Source organism: Sphingomonas rosea (assembly GCF_039538065.1).
GTDB lineage: Bacteria > Pseudomonadota > Alphaproteobacteria > Sphingomonadales > Sphingomonadaceae > Sphingomicrobium > Sphingomicrobium rosea.
In genome coordinates, this window is sequence record NZ_BAABBR010000001.1 from 2,479,409 (window position 1) to 2,493,374 (window position 13,966).

At 66.7% G+C, this 13,966-nt stretch carries 9 protein-coding genes, 1 tRNA gene and 1 other annotated feature (1 of these 11 only partly in view); of the genes, 6 read left to right on the forward strand and 4 right to left on the reverse strand.

From position 1 onward, the window contains the following. Positions 1-173 precede the first annotated feature (173 nt). The 4 genes from ABD693_RS12290 to ABD693_RS12305 all read left to right on the forward strand — a co-directional run bounded on the left by ABD693_RS12290 (position 174) and on the right by ABD693_RS12305 (position 5,734). Entirely contained in the window at positions 174-1,949 is a 1,776-nt protein-coding gene (locus tag ABD693_RS12290; protein ID WP_344697362.1) for a sensor histidine kinase, read from the forward strand. After that, complete coding sequence (locus ABD693_RS12295; protein ID WP_344697363.1) at positions 1,946-3,298, forward strand: sigma-54-dependent transcriptional regulator; 1,353 nt, start codon at positions 1,946-1,948, stop codon at positions 3,296-3,298. Before ABD693_RS12290 ends, ABD693_RS12295 begins: the two co-directional genes overlap by 4 nt. A gap of 319 nt (positions 3,299-3,617) precedes the next feature. Then, positions 3,618-5,150 (forward strand): catalase, encoded by a 1,533-nt coding sequence (locus tag ABD693_RS12300; RefSeq protein ID WP_344697364.1) that lies wholly within the window; start codon positions 3,618-3,620, stop codon positions 5,148-5,150. A 44-nt stretch (positions 5,151-5,194) separates the two neighbouring features. Continuing rightward, complete coding sequence (locus ABD693_RS12305; RefSeq protein WP_344697365.1) at positions 5,195-5,734, forward strand: type 1 glutamine amidotransferase domain-containing protein; 540 nt, start codon at positions 5,195-5,197, stop codon at positions 5,732-5,734. A 49-nt stretch (positions 5,735-5,783) separates the two neighbouring features. Here ABD693_RS12305 and rtcA read toward each other — a convergent pair whose 3' ends face one another. From rtcA to ABD693_RS12320, 3 genes are all read right to left on the reverse strand, one after another. Beyond that, positions 5,784-6,815, reverse strand: a complete 1,032-nt coding sequence (gene rtcA / locus ABD693_RS12310; protein ID WP_344697366.1) for an RNA 3'-terminal phosphate cyclase — start codon at positions 6,813-6,815, stop codon at positions 5,784-5,786. Positions 6,816-6,867: 52 nt separating this feature from the next. Next, on the reverse strand, positions 6,868-8,094 hold the full coding sequence (locus ABD693_RS12315) for an RtcB family protein (RefSeq protein WP_344697367.1): 1,227 nt from the start codon (positions 8,092-8,094) through the stop codon (positions 6,868-6,870). Positions 8,095-8,169: 75 nt separating this feature from the next. After that, positions 8,170-8,243, reverse strand: a tRNA-Pro gene (locus tag ABD693_RS12320). A gap of 243 nt (positions 8,244-8,486) precedes the next feature. On the opposite strand from ABD693_RS12320, the gene rtcR reads away from it, so the two are divergent. Continuing rightward, a complete protein-coding gene (gene rtcR / locus ABD693_RS12325) occupies positions 8,487-10,079 on the forward strand; it encodes an RNA repair transcriptional activator RtcR (protein ID WP_344697368.1) in 1,593 nt (530 codons plus the stop codon). A 266-nt stretch (positions 10,080-10,345) separates the two neighbouring features. Continuing rightward, positions 10,346-12,295: an AAA family ATPase gene (locus ABD693_RS12330; protein ID WP_344697369.1), complete on the forward strand. Its 1,950-nt coding sequence runs from the start codon at positions 10,346-10,348 to the stop codon at positions 12,293-12,295. A 78-nt stretch (positions 12,296-12,373) separates the two neighbouring features. Here ABD693_RS12330 and ABD693_RS12335 read toward each other — a convergent pair whose 3' ends face one another. Further along, complete coding sequence (locus tag ABD693_RS12335) at positions 12,374-13,870, reverse strand: SulP family inorganic anion transporter (protein WP_344697370.1); 1,497 nt, start codon at positions 13,868-13,870, stop codon at positions 12,374-12,376. Positions 13,871-13,929: 59 nt separating this feature from the next. Further along, positions 13,930-13,966: a sequence feature (sul1 is cis-regulatory element that is thought to sense ions involved in sulfur or methionine metabolism; They are found in Alphaproteobacteria), on the reverse strand (it continues 19 nt past the right edge of the window).

Below are 13,966 nucleotides of genomic sequence, written 5' to 3' on the forward strand. Positions count from 1 at the left end.
CGCCGCCCGTGCATCCTAGCCGCCGCGGAAGGCGGCACCATGCGAACGAGAAAATCACCCTAAATGTCTGATTTCACGGTCTTTCGAGATTATCGGCCCTTGATTGCCACCCGAAAACTGTGCGGTTTGCCGCGCATTCCCGCGACCCGATGTGCGGAAATCCGCACAAAGTGATGTCGCGTTCGCGGCGAGTCGTGGTGGCGCTTACAGGGATCATCGTCCTGCTCCTCGCGCTCGCCTTCGTCGCGGCCGATCGATGGAGCAGCATCACCGCTCGCGAGAATGCCGAGATCGCGGCCCGGGCAGCCGCGCGCGCCAACCAGGGACTGCTGGTCAGCGAGCTTCAGAAATTCCGCCTGTTGCCGCTGGTTCTTTCCGAATTCCCGGACGTGGCGGAGGTGCTTGCCAACCGCAATCCGCAGGCGGCCGCCCACCTTAACGGACAGCTCGAACTGCTAGCCGAACGGACGGACGCCGCCGTGATCTACCTGATCGGCAGCGACGGCGTGACCCGTTCCGCAAGCAACTGGCGCCTCCCGACGAGCTTCGTGGGCCAGAACTATGGCTTCCGTCCCTACTTTCGCGGCGCCATGCGCGAAGGGGCGTCGGAGCTGTTCGCCCTCGGCACGGTCAGCGGCCGTCCTGGCCTTTATCTCGCAAGGCGGGTCGATCAGGGAGGCCGGGCGCTCGGGACCATCGTCGTGAAGGTCGAATTCAGTCGGCTCGAGCGGGCCTGGGGCGCCAATGGCAGCATCGGGCTCGTCACCGACCCCCATGGAGTGATCCTGGTCACCAGTCGGCCCGAATGGCGCTTCCAGGCCACCACGCCCCTCTCCCGCCAGGCACTCGACGATGCGGTCCGCACCCTTCAATTCGGCCCCTCCCCGCCCGCGCGGGCGCCGCTCACCTTGTCCGGATCGGAAGCCATCGTGGGTGCGGGCCAGGAGCAGGAGCGTTACGTCGCGGCCGCACTCCCGGCCCCGATCGGTGGCGGCCGGCTGACCGCCATGGTCGCGCTCCAGCCCTTCCTCGACGATGCTCGCCGCGTCGCCATGCTATGGGCGTTGGCGATCCTACTCGTCCTCGGGGCCACCATCGCCTTCCTCCTGCGGCAGTGGGATCGTCAGCGCCTTCTTCTCGAGTCGCGCGCGATGCTTTCGCTCGAGGTCGAACGTCAGACCGCCGAGCTGCGCGATACGAACGATCGCTTGCTGATCGAGTCGCAGGAGCGTGAGGAGGCCACGAACAAATATGTGGCGGCGCGAGAGGACCTGGCCCGCGCGAACCGGCTCGGAACCCTGGGCCAGATCACCGCCGGCGTCGCCCACGAGATCAACCAGCCGGTGGCAGCGATCCGGACCTTCGCCGAAAATTCCACGAAGCTCATCATCCGCGGTCGCGCCGACGACGCGCAGCTCAATCTCGAGCGGATCGTCGGCCTGACCGAGCGCATTGCCTCGATCACGTCGGAACTGCGCAGCTTCACTCGGCGCAAGACGCCGGTCCCGGTGCAGGCGACGCTCGGATCGATTATGGAGGGCGCCTTGCTGCTACTCGGCGCCAAGGCCTCGTCCCAGATCGAACTCGCGGTGTCCGACGTGGATCGCCAGCGGGTCCTGGTCGGCGACCGCGTGCGGCTCGAACAGGTGCTCATCAACCTTCTGCGCAACGCGCTCGACGCGGTCGGCAAGCGCCCCGGTTCGATCCGCCTTGCCGCGCACGCTGATGGCGAGCAAATGCTGATCACCATCGCCGATCAGGGGCCCGGGATCGATCCCGCCATTCGCGAGCGCCTGTTCACGCCCTTCGAAACCGCCAAGAGCGGCGGCCTCGGCCTCGGTCTCGCCATCGCCCGCGACATCGCCCGCGAATTCGACGGAGACCTTTGGCTCGATCCGGCGGAAGGTGCAGGCGCGACCTTCGTCGTCGCGCTAAGGATCGCCCGATGACCACGCCGACCGTGCTGTTCTCCGAGGATGACGACGCGCTTCGCTTCGCCACCGCGCAGGCGCTCGAACTGGCCGGCTTTACGGTCCAGTCCTTCAACCGTGCCGAGGCCCTCCTCGCCAGCATTACGGGCGTGTTCGACGGCGTGATCGTCTCCGACATCCGGATGCCGGGAATGGACGGTTTGGAACTGCTGGCAGCCGTGCGCAGCATCGACCCCGGTATCCCGCTGATCCTCGTTACAGGGCATGGCGACGTCCCGCTCGCGGTGAAGGCGCTGAAGGATGGCGCCTATGATTTCCTGAGCAAGCCGTTTGCGATCGATCACCTCACTTCCTCGGTGGAGCGCGCGATCGAACACCGCACTCTTCAAATCGAAAACCGACGCCTTCGCGCGGCAGCCGATCTTGGCGATGCACGCGATCCCTTGCTCGGAACAAGCATCGCCATGGCACGGCTCCGAGCCTCCATACGGCAGCTGGCGGCAGCCGACGTCGACGTGCTGATCGAAGGCGAGACCGGCGTCGGCAAGGAAGTCGTCGCAGCGCAGATCCATCGCTTCAGCAAACGCGCCGGGCGGCCCTTCATCGCGGTAAATTGTGCGGCGTGGGTCGACAGCAGCTTCGAGGTCGAACTCTTCGGCCACGCCAGCGAGGCGGTGGCTCACCATCGCTCGGCACGGCGCGGAATGATCGCCGCGTCGAGCGGAGGCACCCTCCTGCTCGACGAGATCGACAGCCTCCCGCTCGCGATGCAGGCTCGGTTGCTCCGGGTGATCGAGGAACGGGAAGTTCAGCCGCTGGGTGCCGAGCGTCCCGAAGCCGTGAATCTTCGCGTCATCGCGACCAGCAAGTCCGATCTCGAGCAGGCCGCGCGGGCTGGCACCTTCCGCCTGGATTTGGTTCATCGATTGGCGACCACTCGCCTCCGCGTCCCGGCGTTGCGGGAGCGCGGCGACGACATCCGCTTGCTATTCGACGTCTTCGTCGAAGAAGCGAAAGAGCAATTCGGTAAGCCGGATTTCGCGGTGCCGGCGGAGCATCTTGCTTCGCTCCGACTGCACGATTGGCCAGGGAATATTCGTGAGCTTCGAAATCGCGCATTCGCGCTCGTCTTGCATGATGGCGAGAACGGTGGCGCTCAAGAAGAGGCCGCAGACGACCTTAAGAGCCGTGTGGCTTTGTATGAGGCTGCGCTGATCAAGGAGGCGTTGCTTCGAAGCGATGGACGAGTCGGCGAAGCGATCAAGCGCTTGGGCCTTCCGAGGAAGACCTTCTACGACAAGGTGAGCAGGCTCGGTATCGACATTACCGCGCTCCGACGTCCCGATCTTAAAGAGCCGATGCGATGATAGTCTCAGGAATCGTCTTGCGGTCTGCAATGCCGGTTGCGGCCGCTCCGCTCGCCAGCATCAAGTGCCAGTCAGGCGGGGCCGACCTCAGCTTCCGCGGACCTCAGTGGCCTAGTCGTATCGAAATTTTCCAATGATCTGAGTGCCCACCATATTCATGCCGGGCGCGCCACCGACCTTCATGTCCTTGGGCCGTAAGTGGCGGGGCGTGGCGCTGCGGGTTTCGGCCAAACCCTGACGCGGCATCTTTTCCCGAAGCGACCGGAACGGCGGCATCAGCCACTTCGTTGACGCTGCACCGCTTTCGAAGGACGCTGACATGACCGACAAGCCTGTGCCGCCAACCACGACCGACGCCGGCATCCCGGTCCAGAGCGACGAACATTCGCTCAGCCTCGGCGCGGACGGGCCGCTGGTCCTCAACGACTTCTACCTCATCGAGCAGATGGCGAATTTCAATCGCGAGCGGATTCCCGAGCGGCAGCCGCATGCCAAGGGCTCGGGCGCGTTCGGTCATTACGAGACCACCGCCGACGTCTCGCGCTACACCAAGGCCAAGATCTTCCAGCCTGGCGCCCGGAGCGAGGCCGCGATGCGCTTCTCGACCGTCGCGGGCGAGCGGGGCAGCCCCGACACCTGGCGCGATCCGCGCGGCTTCTCGGTCAAGCTCTATACCGAGGACGGCAATTTCGACATGGTCGGCAACAACACGCCGGTCTTCTTCATTCGCGATCCGCTGAAGTTCCAGCACTTCATCCGCAGCCAGAAGCGCCGCGCCGACAACGGGCTGCGCGACCATGACATGCAGTGGGATTTCTGGACGCTGAGCCCTGAAAGCGCTCACCAGGTCACCTATCTGATGGGCGACCGCGGCATCCCCAAGAACTGGCGCGAGATGAACGGCTACGGCAGCCACACCTACATGCTGATCAACGAGGCCGGCGAGAAGTTCTTCGTCAAATTCCACTGGATGACCGACGTCGGCAGCGAGAGCGGCAACGCCTATCTCGGCCAGGACGAGGCCGATCGGCTGGCCGGCACCGACGGCGACTATCACCGCCGCGACCTGTTCGATCATATCGCCAAGGGTGACTATCCGAGCTGGACCCTCAAGTGGCAGATCATGCCCTTCGAGGAAGCCAAGACATACCGGATCAATCCGTTCGACCTGACCAAGGTCTGGCCGCACGGCGACTATCCGCTGATCGAGGTCGGCAAGCTCACGCTCACCACCAACCCGGTCGACTGGGACACGCAGATCGAGCAGCTCGCCTTCGAACCCAACAACATGGTGCCCGGCACCGGCCTGTCGCCCGACAAGATGCTGCTCGCCCGCGGCTTCGCTTATGCCGACGCGCATCGCCACAGGCTCGGCGTCAACTACAAGCAGATCCCGGTCAACGCGCCCAAGTCGCCCGTCCACAGCTATTCGCGCGGTGGCGCGATGCGGGTGCAGAACGCGCTCGACCCGGTCTACGCGCCCAACAGCTACGGCGGCCCCGCGGCCCAGCCGCAGGTGGGCGGCGAGGCGACCTGGCATGCCGACGGCGAGATGGTTCGCGCCGCCTATACGCTGCGGCAGGATGACGACGACTTCAGCCAGCCCCGCGACCTCATCCGCAAGGTGATGGACGAGGAACAGCGCGGCCGGCTCGTGCAGAACATCGCCGGGCACCTTGCCGACGGGGTCAGCGAACCCGTCCTCGTCCGTGCCTTCGAATATTGGCGCAACATCGACGAGGAGACCGGCCGCAAGGTCGAGGCCGCGGTCCGCGACCTCCTCGGCGGGAAGTCGGACGAGCCCGGCATGGCGTCGGCCGAGGCCGTGCGCGAGCCCGAGCTGGCGAAATAGCCGCCAGCCTCGCGCCCTCCCCTTTTCTTCAACAGGAATCGACCATGTCCCTCGACGCGAAGAACGTTGCCCTTCTCATTGCCCCGCGCGGCACCGAAGACCCGGAATTCACCAAGCCCAGAGCGGCGCTCGAGCAAGCCGGTGTCACGGTGACCGTCGTCGGGCTGGAAGCCGACGATGCGCAGACGGTGAACAATGACCTCGACCCCGCCTCGACGATCAAGGTCGACACGACGATCGACGAGGTCGATCCTTCCGATTTCGACGCCGTCGTGGTGCCGGGTGGGACGGTCGGCGCCGACAAGCTTCGCTCCTCACCAGCCGTGGTGACATTCGTCGGCGCTTTCCTCAAGGCCGGCAAGCCGGTCGCGGCCATCTGCCACGCGCCGTGGGTGCTGATCGAGACCGGCGCCCTGCGCGGTCGCACCTTGACCTCCTATCCGACCGTCCAGACCGACGTCCGCAACGCCGGCGCGACCTGGGTCGACCAGGAAGTCGTGGTCGACTCCAACCTCGTCACCAGCCGCAATCCGGACGACCTTCCCGCCTTCTGCTCGGCGATCCTGAAGCAGCTCGCCGGCTAGGTTCGCGCGGCGAGGCTCTGGCGGGCTGCTGACCCCGCAGGCCCACCCGTCAGGCCCGTCGCCGGACGAGATGCTTTCCGTCCGGCAGCTGCTCGAACACCCATTGCTGGCCCGTGAAGAGCCGGATCACGTCGGCCGCCGTCCGGGCATGGCCGCCCGGCTTCACCGTTGTGAAGGTCCCGCCTCCGGCCAGTGCGAACGGCAGCAACAGCTGGTCCGCGAGATACGGTCCGGCAAACGCATCCGAGGCCAGAAAGCCCGCCATCCGGGTCGCCGCCGTCTTGGCCAGTGACTCCGCCGACACCCCGAGCTTGCCGAAGCCGGTGACGACCTCGGTCACCTGCTCGAACTCGGCTTCGAGCAACAGCGCGTTGCCGGGCCCCTGATCATCCTTCAGCTGCCGAACCGTGAACGCATCGTCCGGCCAGTCCGGCAACACCTTGCGCGCCGCGGCGAGCTCGCGGTCGGCGATATCGAACGGCAAGCCGGCAAAGATCGCGGTCGCGGACACGGCGCGGAGGGCGCCGCGCTCGAGGCAGTCGATGGGCACGAGCTTGCTCGGCTGGATGTCGATCTCGATCCGGCCTCCGCCGCGCGGATAGAAGCCATGGCGGTCGAGACGAAGCGCGATCCGCGCGCCCATCCGCCGAAGCACCGGGACGAAGGCCCTTTCGATAAATTCGAACGGCGGGGCCATGACATTGTGCGTGCCCCCTTCCAGCACCAGACGCGACGGCGCGTCGGCGAGCAGCAAGGGCATCACCACGGTCTGGAAGACAAGGTTGGTGCTGCCCGCCGTGCCGACCGCGAAGCGATATTCGCCGGGCGTGACCGCGCGCGGCGTGAAGCTCATCTCGGAGGAGCCGACCGCTACGCCCTCGGCGAAGGCACCGCCGATCGCCAGCGCGGCTTCGATCGCGGTCACGTGCTGGCGCATCAGCCCGGGCTTGCTTCGCTTGCCCCGGACCCGCACGATCCGGAACGGCTGCCCGGTGGCGAGCGAGAGGGCGCACGCGTTGCGGACGACCTGCCCGCCCCCTTCGCCTTCCGAACCATCGATCTCGATCATCTGCCTGATCATTTCCTTTAAGACTGCCGGGAGCAGTGGTTAGAGAGGCGTTTGCGTGAAAGGCTCAGCCTTTCACGCAAACCACCTGCTTGAGGGTGTGGACGATCTCCACCAGGTCCGCCTGCGCGGCCATGACGGCCTCGATCGGCTTGTAGGCCTTCGGGGTCTCGTCGATGACGCCCGCGTCCTTGCGGCACTCCACGCCCGCCGTGTCGGCAATGTGCTCGTCGAGCGACACCAGCTTCTTGGCGGCGGTCCGGCTCATCACCCGGCCGGCACCGTGCGAGCAGCTGTCGAACGATTCCGCGTTGCCGAGTCCACGCACGATGAACGACTTGGCGCCCATCGACCCGGGGATGATCCCGAGCACACCCTTGGCGGCCCGCACCGCGCCCTTGCGGGTCACGAGCACGTTTTCGCCGAAATGCTGTTCGCGCGAGACATAGTTGTGGTGGCAGTTCACCGCCTCCAGCTCGGCATCGAAGGGCTTCGCGATCTGCGTCCGAAGCGCGCGAATGACGTTGGTCATCATCATCCGTCGGTTGAGCGCGGCATAGTCCTGCGCCCAGCCGACCGCCTCGACATAATCGTCGAAATGATCGGTCCCCTCGGGGAAGTAGGCGAGGTCCTGATCGGGCAGGTTGATGTGCCACTTGCGCATGTCCCGCTTCGCTAGCTCGATGAAGAAGCTACCGATCGCATTGCCCACGCCCCGGCTTCCCGAGTGGAGCATCACCCACACGCGCTGGTCCTCGTCGAGGCACAGCTCGATGAAGTGGTTGCCAGTGCCGAGCGTCCCCAGATGCACGAGGTTGTTCGTGTTCTTGAGACGCGGATGCCGGTCGCAAATCCGCGCGAAGCGCTGCGCGAGCGTCGCCCAGGCCTCGATGATCGCCGGCGGCGGGCTGCCCCACGAACCGTGATCGCGCTGGCCCCGCCCGACCGACCGGCCGTGCGGCACCGCCTGCTCGATTGCCGAGCGAATGGCCTCGAGGTTGTCCGGAAGGTCGCTCGCCACCAGCGAGGTCCGCGCCGCCATCATGCCGCAGCCGATGTCGACCCCGACCGCCGCCGGGATCACCGCGCCCTTGGTCGGGATCACCGAGCCCACGGTCGCGCCGATGCCGACATGGACGTCGGGCATCGCGGCCACATGCTTGAACACGAACGGCATCTGCGCCGCGCGGGAAAGCTGGGCGCGGGCTTCGTCTTCCACCGGCACGCCCCGCGTCCACATCTTGATCGGAACGCCGCCCTCGACGTGCTGATAGTCGTACAAAGTCTCGGTCATCCTGACCTCCTGAAATCATCTTGGTGCCCGCGACATGGAGTGGCGAGACATTTCGCGCGTTTGAGGTCGCCCGGGTCAGGGAGGCAGGATCTGAACCTGCGACGCCCGGTTTCCAAAACCGGTGCTCTGCCTGGCTGAGCTACACCCTGTGAAATCCTCTGGGGCGGCCGGCCCATTCCGACCGCCCCGGCTTCCGCGATCGGCCGAGATGTTCGCCTCGACCGACGAATATTCATGAGCACGGGGCGTGCCAAAGGATCGCTAAGATCGGTAAAAATCGCGTAAGTGTCTGTTAGTGCGTGATAATATTCTTGCGACGGAAGGCTAAGCAGCGAGACCTTCCCTCGCTTCATCTTATCTCTTAGGATTGCCCTTTATCTCTGGAGATAAGAATGAAGCCGCTGGTGGTGATCGGATTTCTCGGCTCCACGCTCGATGCGAGCAAGTTCGGCCCGTCGCGGTGGAACAAGTGGCGTCCGACGGTCGGCCTCACCATGCACGAGGACCTGCGCGTCGACCGCCTGATCCTCCTCCACGGCACCGCGCACCGCCGGCTCGCCGAGGCCGTCACCGAGGACATCGCGTCGGTGTCACCCGAAACGCAGGTCGAACCGCGCCTGCTCGACTTCAACGATCCCTGGGACTTCGAGGAAGTCTACGGCAAGCTCCTCGACTTCGCCCGCGCCGAGCCGTTCGATCCCGAGATCGAGGACTACCTCGTCCACATCACCACCGGCACCCATGTCGCGCAGATCTGCCTGTTCCTGCTGACCGAAGCGCGATACCTGCCCGGCAAGCTGCTCCAGACGCAGCCCGAACGCGGCACGGCCAGCCCGGTCGGGAGCTGGACGACCATCGACCTCGACCTGTCGCGCTACGACAGCATCGCCACGCGCTTCGCAGCGGCCAGCGCCGAGAGCACCTCGTTCCTGAAGTCGGGAATCGATACCCGGAGCGCCACCTTCAACCGCATGATCGACGAGATCGAGCGCGTCGCGCTGCGCTCCAAGGCGCCGGTGCTGCTGATGGGCCCGACGGGGGCGGGCAAGAGCCTGCTGGCGCGGCGCATCTACGAACTGAAGAAGCTCAAGCACCAGGTCGCCGGCCCCTTCGTCGAGGTGAATTGTGCGACGCTGAAAGGCGACGGCGCGATGTCGGCGCTGTTCGGGCACCGCAAGGGCGCCTTCACCGGCGCCGTTGCCGAGCGGCCGGGCCTGCTTCGCGCCGCCGATCGCGGCATGCTGTTCCTCGACGAGATCGGCGAACTGGGCCTCGACGAACAGGCGATGATCCTGCGCGCAGTCGAGGACAAGCGCTTCCTGCCCGTCGGCGCCGACAAGGAGACGGCGTCCGAATTCCAGTTGATCGCGGGCACCAACCGGGATTTGGGAGAAGCCGTCGCGAACGGCAGCTTCCGCGACGATCTCTATGCCCGGCTCAATTTGTGGACGTTCACCCTCCCGGGACTGGCCGACCGCCGCGAGGATATCGAACCCAATCTCGACTATGAGCTCGATCGTTTCGCGGAACGCGAGGGAGAGCGCGCGAGCTTCAACAAGGAAGCCCGCCAACGCTATCTTGCCTATGCGACGGGCCCGGAGGCGAGCTGGCCCGGCAATTTCCGCGACCTGGCGGCGAGCGTGACGCGCATGGCGACGCTGAGCCCCAAAGGCCGGATCGACCTTGCCTGCGTCGACGCCGAAATCGCGCGGCTGCAGCGAAACTGGTCGGGCCAGGCCGGCGCGGCGGCCGACGACCTTGCGAGCCTGCTCGATGCTGAAGCCCTCGCGGGGATCGATCCGTTCGATCGCGTCCAGCTCGCCGAGACCGTCCGCGTCTGCCGCCGCAGTCGATCGCTCTCGGAAGCCGGCCGCGCGCTGTTCGCCGCCTCGCGGAGCCGACGGACCTCCGCCAACGATGCCGACCGCCTGCGCAAATATCTTGCCCGCTTTGGCCTCGACTGGGCAACGGTCACCGCCGGCTGACCACGGGTACGCCGGGCACCGGGATCGCGGCGGCATTGCCGATTTGGCGTTTCGCTGCTATCGGCCGCTCCGCTCGATAGGAATCCGAGCAAGGAGAAAGACATTGCTGGTTCTTGCCGCCACCCGCGGTGCGACGAGCCCCTTCCTCCGGCCTTTCGCGTAACCGTCCCACGACGCGCGCGGCACGCCGGAACCGGGCTGCCGCACCTCCCTGACTGAACTGAGGAAGCCGCGCGCCCTTGCGCGTGCCGGCTCGTGGGAAATTCATGAACGAACATTCGATCGTCCGGAGCATGGTGCTTCGGACCGCCGGCGGCTTGCCGGAATCATCCCCGCTCGCGGCCGCGTTGCTCGAGTGGGCAACACCGCATCGCGATTGGCTGACGCCTGGACGTGTTGACGACCTCGACTGGCCGGCGCTTCTCGCCAGCCTCGCCGAGCCGCGCGCGGTCGAGGAGCCGTCGCAGTCACTCGATCTCGTCGGCGCGCTTGCCGCGCTGTTGGAACTCCCGCCTTTCGACGCGGCCCTGCTGACGGCGATGGTCGCGTGCGACCGACTGCCGCGCGTCACCCTGCTCACCAGGATCCTGGGCAAGCACGGACACCATCTGCCGACGCTCCTTGGCGAGGTGGCCGGCGCGCCGCCGAACGAGGCGGAGCGCCTGGTGCGGCGCAGCGCGCCCATTCGCCTCGACCTCGCCGAGTTCATCCTGAACCGGCAGGGCGAGCTGGAGGTCATGGTGAGCTGGCCGCTCGAGCGCTTGCTCGATCGCGCGCCCAATGGGGGTGCCGAGATGCTCGAAACCCTGGTCGGCCAACGCCAGCCGCCAGTGCTCGGCCTTGCCGACTTCGCGCATGTCGCCCACGCCGACTTTCTGGTGCGCCTGCTTCGTGGCGCGGTGAGCCAGCGCGAATGCGGGATCAACGTCCTGATCCACGGTCCCCCGGGCACGGGCAAGACCGAGTTCGCCCGTACGCTCGCACACGCCGCCGGCGCGACGCTGCACGGGGTCGGCGAGGCTGACGACGATGGCGAGGAGCCTAGCCGCTGGGACCGCATCGCAGCGCTGACCCTATCGCAGCGGCTCCTCGCCGGGCGCGGCAATGCGGTCCTGCTGTTCGACGAGATGGAAGATCTGATCGGCGACGCGCGCCCGTCCGGCGGCGACTGGGTCTCGCGGCGCCAGGGAAGCAAGGTGTTCGTCAACCGATTGCTCGAAACCAACAAGGTTCCGGTGATCTGGACCACCAACGCCATCGGCAACGTCGACGGGGCCATCCTCCGGCGCATGAGCTTTGTCCTCAAGTTCGACCTGCCGAACCGGCGGGCTGCCGAGGCGATGCTGGCGCGCGTCACGCGCGAGGAAGCGGTCGCGCCCAGCCCGCGCCTCACGGCCCTGCTCGCCGCGGCCCCCGAGACCGCGACCGTACTGCGTGTCGCCTCGCGGGCCGGGCGCCTCGCCGGTGACGTCGATGGCGGCGCCACGGCCGCGGAAGCGCTCGTCCGGGCGCTGCGCGGAGGTGATCTTGCCCCGCCCCCGCCTGCGGACTTCGACCTCGATCTCCTCGAAAGCGACCATTCGATCGCCAGCCTGTTCGGCTCGATCGGCCGACACGATGCCGTCGCCATCCTGTTGAGCGGGCCGCCGGGCACGGGGAAGACAGCGTTCGCGCATCATCTTGCCGAAGCGATCGACCGCCCGCTGCTCGTCAAGCGGGCCTCCGACCTGCTCTCCAAGTGGGTCGGCGAGACCGAAGCGCAGATCGCGGGCGCATTCGCCGAGGCACGGCAACGCGGCGCACTGCTGCTGTTCGACGAAGCGGACTCGCTGCTGTTCGATCGTGCAACGGCGCGAACCAGCTGGGAGGTCGGGCAGGTCAATGAACTGCTCACCTGGCTCGACCTGCACCCGCTTCCGGTCGTCGCGGCCACCAATTACGTCGAGCGACTGGATCCGGCGACCCTGCGCCGCTTCGTCTTCAAGGTCCGCCTCGATCCGATGAGCCCCGCGCGCGCCGCCCGCGCATTCGAGCGCTTCTTCGGCATGCCGGCACCACGCAGCCTCGGCGAGGTCTCCGGCCTCACGCCGGGCGACTTCCAGGTCGTCAAACGCCAGCTGCGCTTTATGCCCGCGAGCGGCGGGCAGGAGCTCGTCGACCGCCTCCGCGTCGAAGCGGAGGCAAAGCGTGGCCGTTCGGTGAGGGTGGGTTTCTGACGAAGGGGCTCGCGAGGCTTTGCTGCCGAGCGGATCACAGGTCCGAGCGGCGAAGGCCGGGCCTCGTCACCGCACCACTCAGTGCGGCACGACGCCGATCTCGACCCCCGTCTTGTCGTGCAGCGCGAACCGGCTGACGAGGTTCGCACTGGCCCGGTTGACGCCAATCGTCTCGACGGTCCGGCCCTCGCGGCGCAGGCGCGCGATGACCTTGTCCAGCGCGCCGACGGCCGAGATGTCCCAGAAATGCGCGGCCGTCATGTCGATGAGGATATTCGGCGCGCTCTCCTCTACCTGGAAAGCGCGGACGAAGCGATCCACCGACGCGAAGAAGATCTGGCCCGAGACCCGGTAAGTGGCGGTGTACCCGTCCGAGGAAATGGTCCGCTCGACCGCGAACAGGCGCTGCACCTTGCCGGCAAAGAAGATGCCTGACAGCAGCACACCCGCGAGCACGCCCATCGACAGGTCGTGCGTCGCGACCACCACGACCACCGTCGTCAGCATCACCACCGACGATGGCCAGGGGTGATGACGGAGGTTGGGAATCGAATTCCAGCTGAACGTCCCGATCGACACCATGATCATGACCGCGACCAGCGCGGGCATCGGGATTTGTCCGACGAACGGCCCCAATACGGCGAGCAGGAACAGGAGGAATGCGCCGGCGGTGAAGGTCGACAGGCGGCCTCGCCCGCCGGAGGTGACGTTGATGACCGACTGGCCGATCATCGCGCAGCCGCCCATGCCGCCGACGAGCGCGGCCGCGATATTGGCGGCGCCCTGCCCGCCGCACTCGCGGCGCTTGTCGCTGTCGCTGTGGGTCATGTCATCGACGATCTGCGCCGTCAGCAGCGACTCGAGGAGCCCCACTGCCGCCATCGCCAGCGAATAGGGCAGGATGATCCGGAGGGTCTCGAGCGTCAGCGGTACGTCGGGAAGGGCGAAGCTCGGCAGGCCTTCGGGCAGTTGCCCCATGTCACCGACACTGTTGACCGGCGCTCCGGTCGCGATCGAGATGACCGACAGGAACAGGATGGCGACCAGTGGCGACGGAACGGCCCTGGTGAGGCGCGGGAGAAGGTAGATGATGGCCAGCCCGCCGGCGACCATCGCATAAGCCTGCCACGTCACGTTCGTCAGCTGCGGCAGCTGCGCCATGAAGATCAGGATCGCGAGGGCGTTGACGAAGCCGGTGATGACCGAGCGCGACACGAACTGCATCAGCAGGTCGAGCCGGGCCAGGCCGGCGACGATCTGGATGAGCCCCATCAGGATCGTCGCCGCGAACAGATACTCGACGCCGTGCTCGCGAACGAGCGGTCCGACGAGCACGGCGACGGCGGCCGTCGCGGCGGAAATCATGCCCGGGCGTCCGCCGGTGAAGGCGACCACCATGGCGATCGCCACGGACGCGTAGAGGCCGACGCGCGGATCGACCCCGGCGATGATCGAGAAGCCGATGGCTTCGGGGATCAGTGCGAGCGCGACCACGATCCCGGCAAGCAGCTCGTGCCGGGGGGAGGCGTTGCCGCCGAGCCATTGCTGGCGAAGGCGAGCAGAAAGGATGGTCATTGGATTTTCCACATCAGAACGCACGGCGCCCCTGAGGCGCTGGATGGTGAGGTGCGTGATGTTGTCCGGCGGATTGGCGGCCGGAATAGCCACCCG

Excerpts from the sequence above, each read along its gene's own strand:
- ABD693_RS12290 (WP_344697362.1), top strand. The coding sequence starts at position 174 with ATGTCGCGTTCGCGGCGAGTCGTGGTGGCGCTTACAGGGATCATCGTC.
- ABD693_RS12295 (WP_344697363.1), top strand. The coding sequence starts at position 1,946 with ATGACCACGCCGACCGTGCTGTTCTCCGAGGATGACGACGCGCTTCGC.
- ABD693_RS12300 (WP_344697364.1), top strand. The coding sequence starts at position 3,618 with ATGACCGACAAGCCTGTGCCGCCAACCACGACCGACGCCGGCATCCCG.
- ABD693_RS12305 (WP_344697365.1), top strand. The coding sequence starts at position 5,195 with ATGTCCCTCGACGCGAAGAACGTTGCCCTTCTCATTGCCCCGCGCGGC.
- rtcA (WP_344697366.1), bottom strand. The coding sequence starts at position 6,815 with ATGATCAGGCAGATGATCGAGATCGATGGTTCGGAAGGCGAAGGGGGC.
- ABD693_RS12315 (WP_344697367.1), bottom strand. The coding sequence starts at position 8,094 with ATGACCGAGACTTTGTACGACTATCAGCACGTCGAGGGCGGCGTTCCG.
- rtcR (WP_344697368.1), top strand. The coding sequence starts at position 8,487 with ATGAAGCCGCTGGTGGTGATCGGATTTCTCGGCTCCACGCTCGATGCG.
- ABD693_RS12330 (WP_344697369.1), top strand. The coding sequence starts at position 10,346 with ATGAACGAACATTCGATCGTCCGGAGCATGGTGCTTCGGACCGCCGGC.
- ABD693_RS12335 (WP_344697370.1), bottom strand. The coding sequence starts at position 13,870 with ATGACCATCCTTTCTGCTCGCCTTCGCCAGCAATGGCTCGGCGGCAAC.